Here is an 18,813-nt window from a genome sequence, read left to right on the forward strand (position 1 = left end):
ATGATCGAGTGCGCCGTCCTAGCGTCCCGATGCAGGTTTCCGCTGACCTTGGAGTCGTCATGGCCTGGTCCGATGTCCGTGCCTCGGCATGGAAGGTTCCGCTCCTCGTGTCCGTCGGTCTCGCCACGGTGGCGGCGACCCCGGCGACCGGTTCGGCCGCGGTGAGCGCCGCTGATCAGCCGCGCGTCGCCTACCACCAGTGGACGTCGGCCCGTGACTTCGCGGCCGGCTCCTCGGAAGGCGTCCGCCCGTACGGGGCCGGAGCCCTGACGATCGCGCATCCGGTCGGCAGCACCACGTACGCCGACCCGTTCGGCGGCGGCACCAAGACCTGGGACTACGCCCGCTGGACCTCCCCGACCGTGCCGGTCGGCTTCGGCGCGAGCCAGCTGGTCGCATCGTGGACCGCGAGCACTCCGCACGGCAGCTGGCTGCAGGTCGAGATGCGCGGGCACACCGGCACGGGCACCGAGACCAAGTGGTACGTCATGGGCCGCTGGGGCGCCGACGACCCGAAGGCGGGCGGCGACATCCACCGCACGTCGGTGCCGGGGCAGAAGGACGACGACGGCAACGTCGACATCGACACCTTCGTCGCCAAGAACTCCCTGACCTCCTACCAGCTGCGCGTGACGCTCTACCGGCTGCCCGGAAAGCACGTACGGCCCGTGCTGCGCTCGGTCGGCGCGATGGCCTCGCTGCTGCCGTCCCGTACGACGGTGCCGGTCAGCCCGCTCGGCGGCGCGGAGGGCATCGAGCTGAAGGTCCCGGCCTACTCCCAGGAGATCCACAAGGGGCAGTACCCCGAGTACGACAACGGCGGCGAGGCGTGGTGCAGCCCGACCTCGACGTCCATGATCGTGGCGTACTGGAAGCGCGGGCCGTCGAAGCGCGACCTGTCCTGGGTCGACCCGTCGTACGCCGACCCGCAGGTCGACCACGCCGCCCGCAACACCTACGACTACAACTACCAGGGCGCCGGGAACTGGCCGTTCAACCCCGCGTACGCCGGACGGTTCGGCCTCAACGGCTTCGTGACACGGCTGCGCACGGTCGCCGAACTCGAGCAGTTCATCAAGGCGGGCATCCCCGTCGCGACCTCGCAGTCGTTCAAGGCCTCCGAGATGCCGGGCGCCGGGTACAGCACGAACGGCCACCTGTTCGTGGTCGTCGGGTTCACCAAGAGCGGCGACCCGATCATCAACGACCCGGCGTCAGCCTCGGACGCGGCCGTGCGCCACGTCTACCCGCGCGCCAACTTCGAGAACGTCTGGCTGCGCAGCTCCTCCAGCGGAGGCGTCGCCTACATCATGTACCCGCCCGGCCACCGGCTCCCGCCGAACGTCCCCGGACTCGACAAGAACTGGTGACGTCGCGCCCCTGAGACTTCTGTCCCCCCGGAAGGGAAGAACGCCCCGGCCACGCGCCGGGGCGTTCTTCTGCCCGATGGAAATGAGGAGGGCCGACCGCGACCGGGCGGTCAGGGGCGGCGGAACACCTTCACCGAGTCCACCAGCATCTGAGCCGCGTCCACGTTCGCGGGCGGCGCGGCGTGGTAGTGCCCGTCGGCGACGGCCAGGTCGACGACGAGATAAGCCCCGTCGCTCTGGAAGCCACGCTTGTCGGAGAAGGCGAGCCTGCCGTCGTAGTACCAGTCCACGCTGGAGGCGCCGAGGTAGGCGCCGATGTGGTGCCAGCCCGCCGACACGTCGGACCCGGTCTCGTGGTACTCGGCGGCGCCTTGTCCGGTGTGGTTGGTCAGCTCCAGAATCCCGGGGTTGTCCGGGTGGTACTCGAAGACGTCGACCTCGTTGCCACCCGCGTTCCAGGTCCAGAATGCCGGCCACATGCCGAGCCGGCCCGGAAGCCTGGTGTGGACCTGGATGTAGTCCCCCTTCTTCACGAAGGCACCCGCCGAGGGGGCATGACCGCAGGCGTCCCCGGTCGCGATGAGACCCGATGTCCACTCGTACGGCGTGCCGCCGGGCGAGGTGTGCGACTGCCGCCGTGCCGTGATCGTCAGCCGGCCGTTCGCCACGGACAGGTTGGCGGGCAGGTTGTACTCCAGCTTGTGATCGGGCTTGTTGCCCCGGCAGGCGTCCGAGTACGACGCGCTCCACGTGGTCCACTTCGAACCGTTCAGGGTGGAGCCGTCGAACTCGTCCTGCCAGGTGACCGACCAGTGCCCCGGGGGCAGCGGATCGGCGGCCCGCGCCGATCTCGGAGTGCCCGCCACGGCGCCCGCCAGGGCGATAGCGCAGCCGGCGGCACGGAGGGTAGGCCGCATTCGGTCGTCCTTTCCGATGAGTCGGGTCCCCTCCCTGGGGATCTCCCCGACCATGATCGCAGCCGACCGTGGTTCTGTGACTACTTTCCGCGAAGTTATCGATCTTGTATGGAATTCGCCTAGTCGGCCTGGCGGGCGGTGATGGCCTGCTGGTAGAGGCGGCCGGCGCGGTAGCTGGAGCGCACCAGGGGCCCGGACATCACTCCGGCGAAGCCGATGGCCTCGGCCTCGTCGTTCAGTTCGACGAACTCCTCGGGCTTGACCCAGCGTTCGACGGGGTGGTGGCGGGGGGAGGGGCGCAGGTACTGGGTGATGGTCAGCAGCTCACATCCGGCCGCGTGCAGGTCCCGCATGGCTTCGGTGATCTCTTCGCGGGTTTCGCCCATGCCGAGGATGAGGTTGGACTTGGTGACCAGTCCCGCTTGCCGGGCGGCGGTCAGCACGCTCAGGGAGCGGTCGTAGCGGAAGCCGGGGCGGATGCGTTTGAAGATCCGTGGGACGGTTTCGAGGTTGTGGGCCAGGACTTCGGGGCGGGCGGAGAAGACTTCGGCCAGCAGGTGGGGGGTGGCGTTGAAGTCGGGGATGAGGAGTTCGACGCCGCAGCCGGGGATCGCGGTGTGGATTTGGCGGACGGTTTCGGCGTAGAGCCAGGCTCCGCCGTCGGGTAGGTCGTCGCGGGCGACGCCGGTGACGGTGGCGTAGCGCAGGCCCATGGTCTGGACGGAGTCGGCGACGCGGCGGGGTTCGTCGGGGTCGTAGGCGGCGGGTTTGCCGGTGTCGATCTGGCAGAAGTCGCAGCGGCGGGTGCATTGGTCGCCGCCGATGAGGAAGGTGGCTTCGCGGTCTTCCCAGCATTCGTAGATGTTGGGGCAGCCGGCTTCCTGGCAGACGGTGTGCAGGCCTTCGGAGCGGACCAGGTCGGTGAGTTCGCGGTATTGCGGGCCCATCGACAGCCGGGTCTTGATCCAGGGTGGTTTGCGTTCGATCGGTGTCGCGGCGTTACGGGCCTCGACACGCAGCAACTTCCGGCCCTCAGGAGATACGGCTGTCACTTGTTCAGGGTATGTCCGGATTCGCCCGTGTTGCGCAAGTGGTTGGCATAGTGGACTATCTCCGGGGTGTTTTATGTCGTTCTCACCATACGTAGCTGTGGATCTCTCTAAGGTGACGTGGGTGTCGCGTATAGAGGGCGTATGACGGAGGTCAGGCGTGCGAGTGGCCATGACGTACCTCAGGCTTCCGGAGGCCGAGGGCGCAGGCGATCCGGGGACCCGCGCACGCGCGGTGTTCGGAGGCGGGAACTGGCGGGAGAAGCATCCCGTGCTCCCCGTCGCGGGTGCGTGGCAGGCACTGCACTACCTGCTCACCGGTGACCCGTGGGACGGCCCGCACCCGGCCGCCGACGTGGTGTGCGGTGGGCGGCTGCTCACCGAGGACGGTGCCGAAGAGCTCGGTGTCGACGTCATCTACCTGACGGCCGAGCGGGTCAAGCTGGCCGCCGATCACCTCGCCGCGACCGAGTTCGCGTCGATCTCCGGCCGCTACGACGCCGAGCGGATGGCCGAGCTCGGCGTCCAGGGCGCCGACGACTGGGTGGGCGAGCCGGCCGAGGCGATCCGTGATGGGGAGCTGCGCGTGGTGTACGAGCGGCTCACCCGTTTCTTCGAGGCCGCTTCGGCGGAGGGTCAGGCCATCTTCAAGGCGATGGGCTGACCTCGGGCGGGTCGGCCCATCACGACGGGTCGATCCCGGTCGAGGACGGGCCGACCCTCGGGACGAGGGACCGGCCGTCTACGAGGCTGAGCGCGGGCGGCGCGTCAGGACGGGATGGGGCCGCCGAGCATCGCTTCCAGTGAGCGGTGTGCGGTCTCCGTGGCGCCGAGCACCTCGGTGAGCCGTCGCTCGGCCAGGCCGAGGACCTCGGCGACGGTGATGTCGCGGCCGAGCTCGGCGGAGAGCGACGTCGTGCCCGCGTCGCGGATGCCGCAAGGGACGATCCGGTCGAACCATCCCATGTCGCAGTTGGCGTTGATCTCGAACCCGTGCATCGTGACACCGCGTGACACCCGGATGCCGATCGCGCCGACCTTGCGGTCGGGAACGCCCGGCACCCACACGCCGCTGCGGCCCTCGACCCGCTTGGTGGCCAGCCCGAGGTCGGCGCACGTGTCGATCAGCGCCTCCTCGATCGTACGGACGTAGGCGACGACGTCGACGGGCTCCCGCAGCTTGACGATCGGGTAGCCGACCAGCTGACCCGGGCCGTGCCAGGTGATCTTCCCGCCCCGGTCGACGTCGATCACCGGCGCGCCGGGGTCCCCGATCGGCCGGTCCAGCGGCTCGGTCCGCTTGCCCGCCGTGTAGACCGGCGGATGCTCCAGCAGCAGGCAGACGTCGGGGATCTCGTCGGCGACCCGGCGCTCGTGCAGCCGCCGCTGCAGCTCCCACGCCTCCTCGTACGGGACGGCGCGCTCGCCGAAACCGGCGTGGATGAAGACCAGGTCGCTCGTGCCGACGGCCGCCGGGCGCTCGCCGACGACCGTGGTGGTGGATTCTTCGCTGGCGCTCACGCCCCTCAGCGTACGACCTCATCGAAGGAGGCCAGCAGCCGAGGCTCGATCCGCGTCTCCTTGACCCCGCCCGCGCCGTCCGCGCCGATCTGGTACGCGCCCTGGCCCGCCACATAGGTCACGGCCTGGACGAACTCCGTCCCGACGTAGTGCAGCCCGACCGCCTCGTCGGCGGCGTACGCGTCGGGCAGCGTGCCCTCGGCCACGAGCCGATGCAGCAGCGGCCGGCGCTGCTCGTCGCTGTCGTAGTGGACGCCGCAGGCGTACGGCAGCAGGCCGAGCCCGTCGGTGAGCGGCCGCAGCTCCGGGCCGAAGGAGTCGGTCGTGCCGCCGACGTGCCAGCACAGGGCGCCCGCGCTCTGCCCGCAGAGGACGACGCCCGACCGCCAGGCCTCCGCGAACACGTCGGTGAGGCCGTGCAGCCGCCACAGGGCCAGAAGGTTCGCGACGCTCCCGCCGGAGACGTACACGAAGTCCTGGGCGAGCAGATGCGCCGCCGGGTCCTCGTGGTTCGGCATCGGGAACAGCGCCAGGTGAGTGACCTCGGCGTCCACCCCGGCGAAGGCCGCGTAGAAGCGGGCGACGGCCTCGGCGGAGTCGCCCAGCGCCGTCGCGAGGAAGCACACCCTGGGGCGGTCCTGCCCGGTGAGGTCCAGCGCGTACCGCACGAGGGGCCCCGGCGTCACGCCGTTGCGGCCGTCGGGGACGAACCCGCCACCGCCGATCGCCACGATGTGCGGTTCACCGTCTGTACTCATGACTCGCTCACCCTCCTCACTCGCTCCGCGGGCGGCTCGTCCCTCACCGACCACTCCGCTCGCTGCGTCGGGTCGCTCGGGCTCATCGCTCGCTCCTTCGCGGTCGTTCTTCACCATCACCCGATGCGGTCACCCGTCACGGTACGGCCGCGGGCCGGGCGGCGCAGCGAGGGTGGGACGTTTCTTGCTACTTCCTGGGCGAGACGACACCTTCCGGCGCGGACGTCACGGGAGGAGGTCGGCGAGCGCGGTGTCGAGGTCCGGATGCCGGAACCGGAATCCCGCCGCCGTGAGGCGGGCGGGCAGGATGCGCTGGCTCACGAGGGCGCCCTCGTCGGCCAGTCCGCCGAGCGCCAGCCGCAGTACGGCGGGCGGCACGGTGAAGAACGTCGGGCGGTGCAGCGCGCGGCCCACGGCGGCCGTGTAGGCGGCGTTGGTGACGGGGTCGGGGGCGGTGAGGTTCACCGGGCCGACGACGTCGCCGTCGATCAGGAAGCGCAGCGCCGCGATCTGGTCGGCGAGGGAGATCCAGCTCATCCACTGGCGGCCGGAGCCGAGCCGCCCGCCGAGCCCGGCGCGGAAGACCGGCAGCAACCGGCCGAGAGCGCCGCCCTCGCGGGCGAGGACGATCCCGGCGCGGGGGAGGACCACCCGGATCCCGGCCTCGGCGGCGGGGGCCGTGGCGGCCTCCCAGTCGCGGCAGAGCGCGGCGAGGAAGCCCTCGCCGGAGGGCGAGTCCTCGTCCACCGTACGGTCGCCGGTGTCGCCGTAGTAGCCGCTCGCCGACCCGGACACCAGGACCGCCGGCCCGTCGCGGAGCGCGGCCAGGGCGCGGGAGAGGGTACGGGTGCCCTCGACGCGGCTGTCGCGGATCTCCTGCTGGTAGCAGGCGCTCCACCGGCGGTCGCCGATGCCCGCCCCGGCGAGGTGGACGACCGCGTCGACGCCCTCCAGCGAGGCCGTGTCGACCTCGCCGAACGGGTCCCAGCGGATCTCGTCGTCGGCCGCCGGCCGTCGTCGTACGAGCCTGAGAACGGTACGGCCCTCGCCGCGCAGTGCGCGAACGAGGGCCGTACCGATGAGTCCGGTCGAACCGGTAATGGCGATCTGCACGATCGCAGCTTAGTTTTCGGCTGTGCTCAAAGTCCGAGCTCGGCCTCGAAGTTTCCTTCCTCGAGACGGTTCTTCACCGTCGTGAGGAATCGGGCGGCGTCGGCGCCGTCCACCAGGCGGTGGTCGTAGGTCAGCGCGAGGTACACGATCGAGCGCACCGCGATGACCTCACCGAGCTGCGGGTCGTCGATGACCGCCGGGCGCTTCACGACCGTGCCGGTGCCCAGCATGCCGACCTGCGGCTGGTTGAGGATCGGCGTGTCGAACAGCGCGCCCCGGCTGCCGGTGTTGGTGATCGTGAACGTGCCGCCGGTCACCTCGTCCGGGCTGACCTTGTTGGTGCGGGTGCGCTCGGCGAGGTCGGCGATCCGCTGGGCCAGCCCGGCGAGGTTCAGCTGGCCGGCGTTGTGGATCACCGGGACCATGAGGCCCTTCTCGGCGTCCACCGCGATGCCGAGGTTCTCGACGTCGTGGTAGGTCACCTCGTTGGTCTCGGAGTTGATGACCGCGTTGAGCTTCGGGTGCACCTTCAGCGCCTCGATGGCCGCCTGCGCGAAGAACGGCAGGAAGCTGAGCTTCACGCCCTCCCGCGCCAGGAAGTCCGCCTTGGCGCGGTCACGCAGCCGCGCGAGCTTGGTGACGTCCGCCTCGACGACCGTCGTCAGCTGCGCCGACACCTGAAGCGACTCGACCATGTGCCGGGCGATCGACTGACGCGTCCGGGTCATCTTCTCGGTCGTCCCGCGCAGACGCGACACCTCCGCCGGCACCGTCACGGCCGGACGGGCCGCCGGAGCCGCCGGGGCCTGCGCCGCGGCCGGAGCCGGAGCGGGCTGGGCGGGCGCCGGAGCGGCCTGCGGGGCCGGGGCGGGCGGCGGCGGCGCCTGCTTGGCCCGCGCGGCCTCGAGGACGTCCTGCTTGCGGATGCGCCCGCCGACGCCGGTGCCCTTGACGGCGGCCAGGTCCACCTCGTGCTCGGCCGCGAGCTTGCGGACGAGCGGCGTGACGTACGGGCTCTCGCCGGACGGCTGCTCGGCGGCCGGGGCCGGCGCGGACGCCGGGGCCTCCGGCTGCGGCGCGGCGGCGGCCGGCTGCGCGGCCGGGGCGGGCGGCGGCCAGGACGGCGCGGCCGGCTGCTGCGGCGGCTCGGGCTGCGCCGGGGCCGGCGGCTGCGGGGCCGGAGCGGCCTGCGGAGCCGGGGCAGGCTCAGGCTGGGCCTGCTCCTGCTGCGGAGCGGCACCGCCGGTCGCCTCGCCCTCCTCGGCGATGACGGCCAGCTCGGCACCGACCTCCACGGTCTCGTCCTCGGCGACGGTGATGCTGCTCAGGACACCCGCGGCCGGCGACGGAATCTCGGTGTCGACCTTGTCCGTCGACACCTCGAGAAGCGGCTCGTCGGCCTCGACGCGCTCACCCTCCTTCTTGAGCCAGCGGGTGACGGTGCCCTCGGTCACGCTCTCGCCGAGCTGGGGCATGGTTACGGAGACCGGCATGGTTCTCTGCGACTCCTCTAGATACGTCTGATCGGGTAGTGATGGGTCAGCCGTGGACGTGCAGCGGCTTGCCGGCGAGCGCGAGGTGAGCCTCGCCGATCGCCTCGGACTGGGTCGGATGCGGGTGGATGAGCTGGGCGACCTCGGACGGCAGGGCCTCCCAGTTGTAGATCAGCTGGCCCTCGGTGATGAGCTCGCCGACGCGGCTGCCGACGATGTGCACGCCCAGCACGGGGCCGTCCTTCTGGGCGATCACCTTGACCTCGCCCTGCGTGCCCAGGATCTTGCTCCGGGGGTTGCCGGCCAGGTCGTAGGTGACCTCGACGATGTCGTGGCCCCGCTCCCGGGCGATCGCGGACGTGACGCCCACCGACGCGACCTCGGGCTCGGAGTAGGTGATGCGCGGCACACCGTCGTAGTCGATCGGCGCGGGGTCCAGGCCGCCCAGCCGCTCGGCGACGAGGATGCCCTCGGCGAAGCCGACGTGCGCCAGCTGGAGCGTCGGGACCAGGTCGCCGACCGCGGAGATGGTCGGGACGGTCGTGCGGCAGTACTCGTCGACCTTGACGAAGCCGCGCTCGGTCTGGACGCCGACCTCCTCGAGGCCCAGGCCCTCGGAGACCGGGCCGCGGCCCACGGCGACGAGCATGAGGTCGGCGTCGAGGGTCTTGCCGCCCTCGAGCGTGACGATGACCCCGGACTCGGTGTGCTTGACGCTGTCGAACCGCGCGCCGAGCTCGAACTTGATGCCGCGCTTGCGGAACGCCCGCTCCAGCCGCTTGGAACTGGACTCCTCCTCCAGCGGCAGCAGGTGCGGAAGCGCCTCGACGATCGTCACCTCGGCGCCGAAGGAGCGCCAGACGCTCGCGAACTCGACGCCGATGACGCCGCCGCCCAGGACCACCACGGACTGCGGGATCCGGTCGAGGACCAGCGCGTGGTCGCTGGAGATGACGCGCTCGCCGTCGATCTCCAGGCCGGGCAGCGACTTGGGAACCGAACCGGTGGCCAGCACGATGTGCCGGCCCTCGTACGTCGTGTCGCCGACCTGGACGGTGGTGGGGCCGGTGACGCGGCCCTCGCCCTCGACGATCGTGATGCCCTTGGACTTGATCAGGCCCGTCAGGCCCTTCACCGTCGTGCTGACGACCTTGTCCTTGTAGGCGTGCACGCCCGGGAGGTCGATGCCCTCGAACCGGGCCTTGATCCCGAATGTGGCCGACTCGCGTGTCTGGTCGGCGACCTCGGCGGCGTGCAGCAGCGCCTTGGTCGGGATGCAGCCGCGGTTGAGGCACGTGCCGCCCAGCTTGTCCTTCTCGATGAGCACGACGCTCAGGCCCAGCTCGACAGCCCGTAGGGCGCACGCGTATCCGCCGCTGCCGCCACCTAGGACGACGATGTCGTAGGGGCTATTCGACACAGGACGCTCCTTCGATGCCCGCTCGGGCACCTTCGGCCCGGCGCGATTTCTGTTCCGGCACGCATCTTTCCACTTCCGGCCGTCCGGCCGTCACAGCGCCCCGGCGGCGACGTCCTCGGCGACCTGCACGAGCGTGCGCACGGCGGCTCCGGTGCCGCCCTTCGGGGTGTAACCGTACGGCTGGCCCTGGTTGAAGGAGGGACCGGCGATGTCGAGGTGCGCCCAGCGCACCCCCTCCGGCACGAACTCCTTCAGGAAGATGCCGGCCGTGAGCATGCCGCCCCAGCGCTCACCGCTGATGTTGGCGATGTCGGCGACGGCCGAGTCCAGGTTCTTGCGCATGTCGTCGGGCAGCGGCATCGGCCAGGCGGACTCGCCGGCGCGGCCCGCGGCGTCGACGACCTTCTCGCGCACGTCGTCGTCGTTGGCCATGACGCCGGCCGTACGGGTGCCGAGCGCGACGAGCTGGGCGCCGGTCAGGGTGGCGACGTCGACGATCAGGTCGGGCTCGTCCTCGCCGGCCCGCACGATCGCGTCGGCCATGACGAGGCGGCCCTCGGCGTCGGTGTTGAGGACCTCGACGGTCTTGCCGCCGTAGATGGTGAGAACGTCGGAGGGGCGCTGCGCCGTGCCGCTGGGCATGTTCTCCGCGATGGCGAGGTAGCCGACGGCCTTGACCTTCGGGCCGAGCGCCGCGATCGCCTTCAGGGCGCCGAGCACCGCGGCCGCGCCGCCCATGTCGGACTTCATCCAGTCCATGGAGTCGGCGGGCTTCAGCGACAGGCCGCCGGAGTCGAACGTGATGCCCTTGCCGACGAACGCGACCGTCTTGGCCGCCTCGGGGTGCTCGTAGGCGAGCCGGACCAGGCGCGGCGGGTTGACCGAGCCCTGGCCGACCCCCACGATCCCGCCGAAGCCGCTCTCGACCAGCTCCTTCTCGTCGAGGACCTCGACCGACAGGCCGGACTCCTCCCCGACCTGGCGCGCGGCGTCGGCGAGGGCTTCGGGGTTGAGGTCGGACGGCGGGGTGTTGACCAGGTCGCGGACCAGGGTCACGGCGTCGGCGAGGGTCTGGGCGCGCTCGAGAGCGGCCCGGGCGTCACCGGTCGCCACGGCCTCGGACACGACCGTGATCTCCTCGACCGGCCGCTTGTGACCGTCACCGGTCCGGTAGTTCAAGTAGGCGTAGTTGCCGAGCAGGGCGCCGGTCGCCACGGCGGCCACCTCGTCCGGGGTGGCGGCGGGCAGCAGGACCGCGACCGAACCGGAGCCGGCGAGCGAGCGCAGCGCGGCACCCGCGGCCCGGCGAAGGGCCTCGCCGTCGTACGACTCGCCCAGGCCGACCGCCACCACGAGCGGAGCGGCCAGGTTGCCGAGCGTCGGAACCTTCGTGACCTCACCCGCCTTGCCGGCGGCACCCAACCCGCTGAGCGCGTCGATCAACCGGCCCTGGAAGGCCTGGTCGACCCCTGCGGCGCCGGGCGCCAACACCGGGCCGGAGTCGTCGGACACGACACCGATCACGACGGCGTCGACATCAAGAGAAGCGGATTCCGCACTGGTAAGGCTGAGGTTCGTCACACAGCCCGATGGTAGTCCTGCCCCGCAGTTCTTTGTTCGAATGGCCCGGACTTCGGTGATCTTCGGCGGGCGCTGGGAAGGACGTACGTCGCCGGCTCGTCGAATACCATTCGTCGGATGGCCGGCCGCGGGTCACGTCCTGCCGCGGGCGATCGCGGACCGGTTCCCTCGACCCCGTCGTCCTGGGAGATCGAGGGTCGCCTCTGGCCGAGGGGAAGCGGCTAGCGGCGACTCGTCCCCAGGACGGCGGCCCGCGGAGCGCCGCCGCATGGTTCGCGGCCACGGCGGCGCGTTCCGCGACCGGCGCGGGAGCTCCACAGGGACGCTCCCGCGCCGAGGCGGGCCACGGTGGCTGCACCATCAATGGCCGCACACACCCTCAGGCGACGGACATGACGAGAAGCGCGGCGGTGACCGACGTCTCGACGAGAGCGCCGAGAACGTCACCGGTGACGCCCCCGAGGCGGCGCACGGCGTGCCGGAGCAGCGCGGCCGCGACCAGGAGCCCTGCCGCCACCGCGACCGGGGCGAGGACGGCCGGCCGTACGCCTCCCGCGAGCAGACCCGCGACGGCCGCGGCCACCATGACGACCGCCGTGACGGCGACCGCGTCCCGGCGCCGTACCGTCCGGGCGACCAGCGCGCCGAGCCCTTCCGGGCGGGCGGGGGGCACCCCCTCACGGCAGGCCCAGGTCACCGCGAGCCGTCCGGTGACCACGGCGACCGTCACGGCGACCGCCCGGTGGGGTGCCTGTGCCAGGGCGGCGACCTGGATCAGCAGGGTGAGCAGGAGGGTGATCACCCCGAACGGCCCGATGTCGGACCGCTTCATGATCGACAAGGCCTCGTCGGCGGGGCGCCCGCTGCCCAGCCCGTCGGCGAGGTCGGCGAGCCCGTCCAGGTGCAGGCCGCGGGTGAGCAGCGTGGTGGCCGTGACGGCCAGGGCCGCGCCGAGCAGCGGGCCGGCGCCGAGCAGGCCCGTCACGGTGACCACCAGCGCCGCCGCCACGCCGACGATGAGCCCGGCAACGGGAGCGAGCGTCATCGCCCGGCGGGCGATCTCCCGGTCGACGCGTTCGCACCGGACCGGTACGACGGTGAGCAGCGACACCGCGAGCCGCAGCCCGTCACCGCCCCCGATCCGCTTCGCGTCAGATCTCACGGCGTCCTCCGCCCTCGCGGCATCCTTGGAGCTCGCGGTGCCGTCCGCGCCCGTGCCCAGGCCTCGCGGCGTCTCGCGCCCGGGGTCCTCGGGCTCGCGGCGTCGCCTGCACCCGGGCCTCGCGGCGTCGTCCGTGGTCGTGCCCGGGTCTCATGGCATCCTCCGATCACGGCAGGTCGATGACGCGGCCGGCGACGACGAGGGCGGTCTCCTCGGACTCGGCGGCCAGGCGCTGGTTGAGGCGTCCCAGCGTGTCTCGGAACGCGCGCCCGCTCGCGGTCTCGGGGACGACCGACAGGCCGACCTCGTCGCTGACCGCGACGACGTGGGCTCGCGCGCTCCGCCAGGCGTCGACCAGTTCGTTCAGGCGCGGGACGACCGCCTGCGGATACTCCCAGGCGCCCAGCGCGTCGAACACCGCCGTCAGCCACGTCCCCATGCCGTCGATGAGGAGCGTGCCCGCCGAGCCGCGCAGCAGGCCCGCCAGGTCGATCGTCTCGGCGGTCTCCCACCAGCGGGGACGGCGCTGCCGGTGCGCGGCGATCCGATCGTGCCACTCCGGGTCGTCCGCGTGCATGATCCCGGTCGCGACGTACGTCACGTCCGGGTGGGCCATCACCCGCAGCTCGGCCTCCTCCGACTTCCCGGATCGGGCGCCGCCCAGGATCAGCGACCGCCACGGCCCGGACGCCGGGCGGGTCCACAGGCCGATCCGGCGGTCGAGTTCGGCGGGGGTGGCGATGCGGTGGTCGACGTGGACGGCCTCGATCCGCGTCGCGTCGGTCACCGCGCCGGCGCGCCGGAGCCGTCCCAGGTGCGACGGGTCGCCGATCAGGTCGAGGAGCACGGCGTCGTACGGTTCGGGTCCGGCGGGCTCGGGACGGGCACCCGGACGGGCCGCGAACAGGACCCGGTGCCCACGCGGCGTGCGGACGTCGTACCCGCCGGGCACCTGGCGCCGGCGGCACTGGTCGAGCGGCACGCCGTCGAGGAGCACACGGGTCGGTTCGATCCGGCGGTGCGCGGCGCGCATCCGGGTGCAGGACGCGCAGCGGCAGCCGGGCTCGGGCCAGCCGCGCGGCCCGGCCGTGCCGAGCAGGTGGATCTCCATACCGTCCATCACACACTCCGGTCGTCGAACCCGGCCGGGGCCTCGAACGCCGCCCGGCGGGCGGCCCGGCGCAGGGCGAGCAGCACCGGACGGCCGGTGACCGCCACGAGGATCGCCGTGAAGATCGCTCGTGGCAGGTCGAAGCCCAGAGAGGTGGTGAGGCTGAACGCGACGAACCTCCCGAGATTGTCGCCGAGCGGAGCGCCCGGGTGATAGGAGATCGAACTCGACGTTCCCCCCAGGAACGGCCACAATCCCAGATTCTGCAACCAGCCATAGGCGAACGCGGCCACCGCTCCGTACCCCGCGAGCATCGCGATCTCCACCCGCCCCCGGGCGCGTGGCAGGCACCCGGCGAAGAACCCCACCCATGCCGCCCCGAGGATCTGGTACGGCAGCCAGGGGCCGACGCCCGCCGTGATCAGCGCGCTGGCGAACATCGCCACCGCCCCCAGCAGGAAGCCGAACCCGCGCCCCAGCACCCGCCCGCCGTGCACGAGGACGAAGAACATCGGCTCGAAGCCCGCGACATTCGTGCCCAGCGGCCGGAGCGCCGCACCGACCGCCCCGAGTACGCCCAGCAGCGCGATGGCCTTCGCGTCGATGCCGCCCTCGGCCACCTCGGCGAGCGCCACCGCGAGGAGGAGGGGGAGGAGCAGCACGAACATCCACGGCGCGATGCTCGACTGGGCGATCCGCGCGCCGGGCGTGACGAACAGCGGCCAGCAGAACGCCGCCACGCCCGCGGCCGACACCAGGAACAGTGCGGCCCCGGACCGTGCCCGCAGGCGAATCGCCGTCACGCCCATGCCGCCACCGCCCCGGACCGCGCCCGCGGGCTGATCGGGCTCACGCCCATGCCGCCACCCCGGACCGCGCTCGCGGGCTGATCGGGTTCGCGTCCGTGCCACGGCCCCGGACCGCACCCGCGGAGATCGGGATCAATCCCATGCCATCGCCTCCCGCACCTGGTCCACCGTGAGGATCGGGACCGGGGCCAGGATCTTGCCGACCTGCGGGGCGAACGCGGGAGAGCCCACCACGACCTCGCCGGTCGGCCCGTCGGCGACGATCTCGCCCTCGGCGACGACGACCGTCCGCGTCGCGACCTCGGCGACCAGTTCGACGTCGTGACTGGCCAGGACGACCGCGTGGCCGTCGGCGGCGAGGTCGCGGACGATCTCCACGAGGCGGCCCTTGGCGGTGTAGTCGAGGCCGCGCGTCGGCTCGTCGAGCAGGATCAGCGGCGGCCGTCCGGTGAGGATGACGGCCAGCGCGAGCGCCAGCCGCCGGCCCTCCGAGAGATCCCGCGGGTGGAGCGCGTCGTCGACACCGGGCGCGAGGCGGTCGAGGAGCGCGCGGCAGGCACCCGGCTCCGCCCCCATGTCGCGGTCGGCGGCGGCGCACTCGGCCGCGACCGTCTCGGCGTACAGCAGGTCGGCGGCGTCCTGCGGCACCAGGCCGGCCTTCCGCACCATGACCCGCGGCGGCGTCTCATGCGGCACCACGCCCCCGACCCGGACCCGCCCGCCGGCCGGGCGGACCAGGCCGACGAGGGCACTGAGCAGCGAGGACTTGCCGGCACCGTTCCGCCCCATGAGCGCGATCACCTCTCCCGGCGCGACGGACAGATCGACGCCGCGCAGCGCCGTCACCGAGCCGTACCGGACCTCCAGCCCGCGTACCTCCGCCGGCGACCGACCGTCCTCTTGACCGGGCGACCGCGGCCGACTGGTTCCCTGACCTGACGTTGGCGACTGGATGCCCTCGTGACCTGACGCCTGTGGTCGGCCGCTCTCGAGATCAGGCGCAGGCGAGCGCATGTCCTGGTGATCGGGTGGCGGCGGGTCGGGGAGATCCTTGCGGGGGGATGCGGCGGCGGTACGCCGTTCGTTTCCGTGACCTGGCGCCTGCGGCCGACCGTTCTCGGGATCGGGTGCGGACGAGCGCCCGTCCCTGTGATCGGGTGACCGCGTGGGCGGTGGTGCGTCGGCGAGGGGCTCGCGGGGCGGAGCGCCGGTGCGCGTGTCCGGTACGGGCGGCGCGGCGGCGAGGCGCTGACGGAGGGAGGCGGCGGCGCGCCGGGCGTCTCGTACGGACAGGGGGAGCGGCGACCAGCCTGCCAGGCGGCCCAGCCGTACGACGGGCGGCGCCACCGGGGAGTCCGCCATGATCTCCGCGGTCGGGGCGTGGACGGGCGGTGACCCGTCGCCGGGCAGCAGCACCGTCGTGTCGGCCAGGTGAACGACCCGCTCGAGCCGGTGCTCGGCGAGGATCACCGTCAGGCCCAGGTCGTGCACCAGGCGCTGCAGTGTGGCCAGGACGTCCTCGGCCCCCACCGGGTCCAGGGCGGACGTCGGCTCGTCCAGCACGAGGACCTTCGGGTGCGTGGTCAGCACCGAGCCGATCGCCACCCGCTGCGCCTGGCCGCCGGACAGCGTGCTCAGGGGCCGATCCCGCAGCCCGGCCAGCCCGAGCAGGTCCAGCGTCTCCTCGACACGGCGGCGCATGACGTCCGGGGGCAGGCCGAGGGATTCCATCCCGTACGCCAGCTCCTCCTCGACGACGTCGGAGACGAACCCGGCACGCGGGTCCTGCCCGACGTAGCCGACGACGTCGGCGAGTTCACGTGGCGGATGATCCCGGGTGTCCCGCCCCGCGACGGTCACCCGGCCGGTCAGCACGCCGCCGGTGAAGTGCGGGACCAGGCCGTTCACGGCGCGCAGCAGCGTGGACTTGCCCGTCCCGGTCCGCCCGGCGACGAGGCACAGCTCGCCCTCTTCGATCTCCAGATCGACGTCCGAGAGGACCGGCGTCGTGCCGTAGCGGAAGCCGACCCGGTCGAATCGGATCACGCTCTGCCCCCACGGAGGAGAAACCGGATCACGCTCTGCCTCCTCGGAGGAGAATCGGGGCGAGGGCGAGCAGCACTCCGGCGGCCGGCAGCGGCGGGAGCCCGGGCGCGGTCCCCGGCGGGGGCCGCAGGCCGTCGGCGCCGACGAGACCCGCGACGGTCATCGCGGCGGCGGCCAGCACGCCGGAGCCGCCGGTCGCCCACTCGGGCAGCGCCCAGGGGTCCGGGCGGTAGCGGGTCCGCGGCGAGCGGCGGCCGCCGAGCCACAGCCCCGCCGCCGCGCAGACCGATCCGAGGACCAGCATCGGCGTTCCGAGCACCGCGGGCGCCTGCCCGTCCAGCAACCCGTACAGTCCGGCGCACACCGCGAGCAGCCCGCCCAGGACCAGCGCGGCGGTGGCCCGCCGTCGTGCCCGCGGCACGGCGGCCGTGCGGCCGTACCCGCGCGCGTCCATCGCGGCGGCCAGCTGCACCGACCGGTCCAGCGCGCCTTCCAGGACCGGCATGGCGAGCCGCCCCAGGCCGCGGATGCCGCGAGCGGAGCGGCCGCGCAGCCGCTGCGCGTTCCGCACCCGCCGTACGTGCGCCACCGCCTGCGGCGCGAACGTCATCGCCACCACCACCGCGACGCCCACCTCGTACAGCGCCCCGGGAACGGACTTCAGCAGCCGGCTCGGCGCCGCCAGCGCGTTGGCGGCTCCCACGCAGACCAGGACGGTCGCGAGCCGCAGCGCGTCGTACCCCGCGACGGCCAGGCCCTCGGCGGTCACCGGCCCGCCGACGCGGATCCCCGCCAGCCACGACGGCAGCGTCACCGAGGGGAGCGTGACCAGCGTCGTTCCCGGGACCTGCGCCGCGAACACCGCGCCGAACATCACCCGGATGACGATCACGACCAGCCCGATCCGCAGGAACATCCCGTACGCCCGGGCCCACGGGTCATCCGTGCGGCGCACCGCCACGACGGTTCCGGTGACCGCGCCGACCAGCAGGAGGAGCAGGGGGTTGGTCGTCCGCGTGGCCGCCGTCGCGAGCCCCAGCGCCCACAGCCACCAGGCACCGGGATGCAGCCGCCGGCTCACCGGCGCCACGCGACCCCCCTGCTGATCACGACCAGCCCGATGCAGCCGCCGATTCATCGGCGGGACCGGCGCAGGGCGACGATCCCGCCGCCCGCGGCGACGATCACGACCAGCCCGACCCCGACGTACAGGCCGACGGGGGCGCCGGACCCGCCCTTGTCCTTCTTGCCGGCGGCGGGCGACGCGGTCGCGTGCAGCGTGACGCTTTCGGCTCTACCGCACGGTCCGAACGCATTGATGGCGCAGATCAGCCCGCTTTTGTCAGCCTGCGTCAGCAGGCCCGCCGTCGCGAGCACGTCCGTGCCGGTGGCGTTGTCCGCGACGGTCGCGCAGGTTCGCGTGGTGGCCTGCGGATGCTGGTCCTTCGGAGCGTCGGCGGGCTCGCCGAAGTCGACCACGACGGCGACGCGCTTTTTGCCGGCCGGAGCGGAGCCAGGGCCGCAGATCGCGGCGAAGTCCGGCTTGTCGCGTGGTGGCGTGCCGGTGTTCCCGCTGGACTTGGCGAACCGCCAGCCCTCGACCGCGCCGTCCTTGGGCCGGGCCTGGGCCGGACCCGTCGTGGCGAAGGCCCATTTATCGCCCTTCGCCTGCCAGTACCCCCAGAACGCCACGCCGTCGGCGCGCGCGGCGGGCATGAGGGCGAACGACAAGGCTGAGACGAGGAGACCGGCTGCGATCTTCGGCATGGACGCCTTTCTGAGGGCAAGGCGGTCTCCGATGAAGCGGGCGCACCAAGTGCCGCACGCGCCCGGACTCCATCCGCAGACCACGACGGAACAACGGAGCCGCTCGCGCCGCCGCGGGCATTCCGGCTCGCCACCGGGCGGGTGCCCGGGCGGCCTACGGTTGCGGGTCAGCGCCGGACTTGGACCGGCTTCCCCCGCGACGGCGCGTGTGCTGCTGCCGATGAGTTGACCACGGCGCGCTAAACACGTCAAAACCACCAGGAAGGTAGCGTCTCTGATTGGCTAAGCGTTCCTGAGGACCCCAGGAACGGCGCCGACTGGAGGCCGGTGTGTGCCAATCGTCTTCGTGCCCTGGTGCCGTTAGACAAAGCCGTCGGCCCGCGTGGCACGTCCCTCCGGACGCTGTCGGTCCAGCGTGCACGGCTATAGGACCGAGGAGGGTGCCCCGCGTCGCCTGGGCACGGGGCGTGCTGATGTCGGAACGTTACCACGGAATCACAAAAGGTGACTAAGGAAGAATGGGCCGACCATGAACGACATCCCCCGAGATCCCTGGCAGCCGCCGGAGGGCACCCCCTCGCCCGGAGGCCCGCAGCCGGGGCCCTCGCCCTACGGGCCACAGCACGGGGGACCCTCATACGAGCCACCGTCCGGGCCGAGCCCATATCCGCCCCCCGGCTCCGGACCGGTCCCGTA

General features: G+C 72.6%; 16 protein-coding genes. 2 read left to right on the forward strand and 14 right to left on the reverse strand.

Going from position 1 to position 18,813, the window contains the following annotated elements:
- Positions 1-59 precede the first annotated feature (59 nt).
- Complete coding sequence (locus ACQP2O_RS15000; protein ID WP_433184484.1) at positions 60-1,370, forward strand: C39 family peptidase; 1,311 nt, start codon at positions 60-62, stop codon at positions 1,368-1,370.
- A 110-nt stretch (positions 1,371-1,480) separates the two neighbouring features.
- Here ACQP2O_RS15000 and ACQP2O_RS15005 read toward each other — a convergent pair whose 3' ends face one another.
- Positions 1,481-2,287 (reverse strand): glycoside hydrolase family 16 protein, encoded by an 807-nt coding sequence (locus ACQP2O_RS15005; RefSeq protein ID WP_433184487.1) that lies wholly within the window; start codon positions 2,285-2,287, stop codon positions 1,481-1,483.
- Between the two features lie 119 nt (positions 2,288-2,406).
- Entirely contained in the window at positions 2,407-3,339 is a 933-nt protein-coding gene (gene lipA / locus ACQP2O_RS15010) for a lipoyl synthase (protein WP_433184489.1), read from the reverse strand.
- Between the two features lie 157 nt (positions 3,340-3,496).
- Between lipA and ACQP2O_RS15015 the strand changes: the two genes are divergently transcribed.
- Positions 3,497-4,000 (forward strand): DUF1877 family protein, encoded by a 504-nt coding sequence (locus ACQP2O_RS15015; RefSeq protein WP_433184492.1) that lies wholly within the window; start codon positions 3,497-3,499, stop codon positions 3,998-4,000.
- Between the two features lie 104 nt (positions 4,001-4,104).
- On the opposite strand, the gene lipB is transcribed toward ACQP2O_RS15015, so the two are convergent.
- The 12 genes from lipB to ACQP2O_RS15075 form a co-directional block, all read right to left on the reverse strand.
- A complete protein-coding gene (gene lipB, locus ACQP2O_RS15020; RefSeq protein WP_433191029.1) occupies positions 4,105-4,788 on the reverse strand; it encodes a lipoyl(octanoyl) transferase LipB in 684 nt (227 codons plus the stop codon).
- A gap of 74 nt (positions 4,789-4,862) precedes the next feature.
- Entirely contained in the window at positions 4,863-5,615 is a 753-nt protein-coding gene (locus ACQP2O_RS15025; RefSeq protein ID WP_433184495.1) for a Type 1 glutamine amidotransferase-like domain-containing protein, read from the reverse strand.
- 225 nt (positions 5,616-5,840) lie between these two features.
- A complete protein-coding gene (locus ACQP2O_RS15030) occupies positions 5,841-6,728 on the reverse strand; it encodes a TIGR01777 family oxidoreductase (protein ID WP_433184498.1) in 888 nt (295 codons plus the stop codon).
- A gap of 26 nt (positions 6,729-6,754) precedes the next feature.
- Entirely contained in the window at positions 6,755-8,221 is a 1,467-nt protein-coding gene (gene sucB, locus ACQP2O_RS15035; protein ID WP_433184500.1) for a 2-oxoglutarate dehydrogenase, E2 component, dihydrolipoamide succinyltransferase, read from the reverse strand.
- Between the two features lie 46 nt (positions 8,222-8,267).
- On the reverse strand, positions 8,268-9,641 hold the full coding sequence (gene lpdA, locus ACQP2O_RS15040) for a dihydrolipoyl dehydrogenase (protein ID WP_433184503.1): 1,374 nt from the start codon (positions 9,639-9,641) through the stop codon (positions 8,268-8,270).
- Between the two features lie 90 nt (positions 9,642-9,731).
- Positions 9,732-11,222, reverse strand: coding sequence for a leucyl aminopeptidase (locus tag ACQP2O_RS15045; RefSeq protein ID WP_433184506.1), 1,491 nt, complete (start codon positions 11,220-11,222; stop codon positions 9,732-9,734).
- A 379-nt stretch (positions 11,223-11,601) separates the two neighbouring features.
- Positions 11,602-12,384 (reverse strand): adenosylcobinamide-GDP ribazoletransferase, encoded by a 783-nt coding sequence (gene cobS, locus ACQP2O_RS15050; RefSeq protein WP_433184509.1) that lies wholly within the window; start codon positions 12,382-12,384, stop codon positions 11,602-11,604.
- Positions 12,385-12,550: 166 nt separating this feature from the next.
- Positions 12,551-13,504 carry a bifunctional adenosylcobinamide kinase/adenosylcobinamide-phosphate guanylyltransferase gene (locus tag ACQP2O_RS15055; RefSeq protein WP_433184512.1) on the reverse strand — a complete coding sequence of 318 codons (954 nt, stop codon included), beginning with the start codon at positions 13,502-13,504 and terminating at the stop codon, positions 12,551-12,553.
- Complete coding sequence (locus ACQP2O_RS15060; RefSeq protein WP_433184514.1) at positions 13,504-14,304, reverse strand: ECF transporter S component; 801 nt, start codon at positions 14,302-14,304, stop codon at positions 13,504-13,506. Before ACQP2O_RS15060 ends, ACQP2O_RS15055 begins: the two co-directional genes overlap by 1 nt.
- 132 nt (positions 14,305-14,436) lie before the next feature.
- A complete protein-coding gene (locus ACQP2O_RS15065) occupies positions 14,437-16,350 on the reverse strand; it encodes an ATP-binding cassette domain-containing protein (protein ID WP_433184517.1) in 1,914 nt (637 codons plus the stop codon).
- A gap of 28 nt (positions 16,351-16,378) precedes the next feature.
- Positions 16,379-17,440 carry an energy-coupling factor transporter transmembrane component T family protein gene (locus tag ACQP2O_RS15070; protein WP_433184519.1) on the reverse strand — a complete coding sequence of 354 codons (1,062 nt, stop codon included), beginning with the start codon at positions 17,438-17,440 and terminating at the stop codon, positions 16,379-16,381.
- Between the two features lie 44 nt (positions 17,441-17,484).
- Positions 17,485-18,117, reverse strand: a complete 633-nt coding sequence (locus tag ACQP2O_RS15075; protein ID WP_433184522.1) for an SCO2322 family protein — start codon at positions 18,115-18,117, stop codon at positions 17,485-17,487.
- Positions 18,118-18,813 lie beyond the last annotated feature (696 nt).

It is taken from the genome of Actinoallomurus sp. CA-150999 (assembly GCF_050942425.1).
GTDB lineage: Bacteria > Actinomycetota > Actinomycetes > Streptosporangiales > Streptosporangiaceae > Actinoallomurus.

Coding starts and splice junctions, on each gene's coding strand:
- ACQP2O_RS15025 (WP_433184495.1), bottom strand. CDS start 5,615: ATGAGTACAGACGGTGAACCGCACATCGTGGCGATCGGCGGTGGCGGG.
- ACQP2O_RS15060 (WP_433184514.1), bottom strand. CDS start 14,304: ATGGGCGTGACGGCGATTCGCCTGCGGGCACGGTCCGGGGCCGCACTG.
- ACQP2O_RS15075 (WP_433184522.1), bottom strand. CDS start 18,117: ATGCCGAAGATCGCAGCCGGTCTCCTCGTCTCAGCCTTGTCGTTCGCC.
- ACQP2O_RS15000 (WP_433184484.1), top strand. CDS start 60: ATGGCCTGGTCCGATGTCCGTGCCTCGGCATGGAAGGTTCCGCTCCTC.
- sucB (WP_433184500.1), bottom strand. CDS start 8,221: ATGCCGGTCTCCGTAACCATGCCCCAGCTCGGCGAGAGCGTGACCGAG.
- ACQP2O_RS15055 (WP_433184512.1), bottom strand. CDS start 13,504: ATGGACGGTATGGAGATCCACCTGCTCGGCACGGCCGGGCCGCGCGGC.
- ACQP2O_RS15005 (WP_433184487.1), bottom strand. CDS start 2,287: ATGCGGCCTACCCTCCGTGCCGCCGGCTGCGCTATCGCCCTGGCGGGC.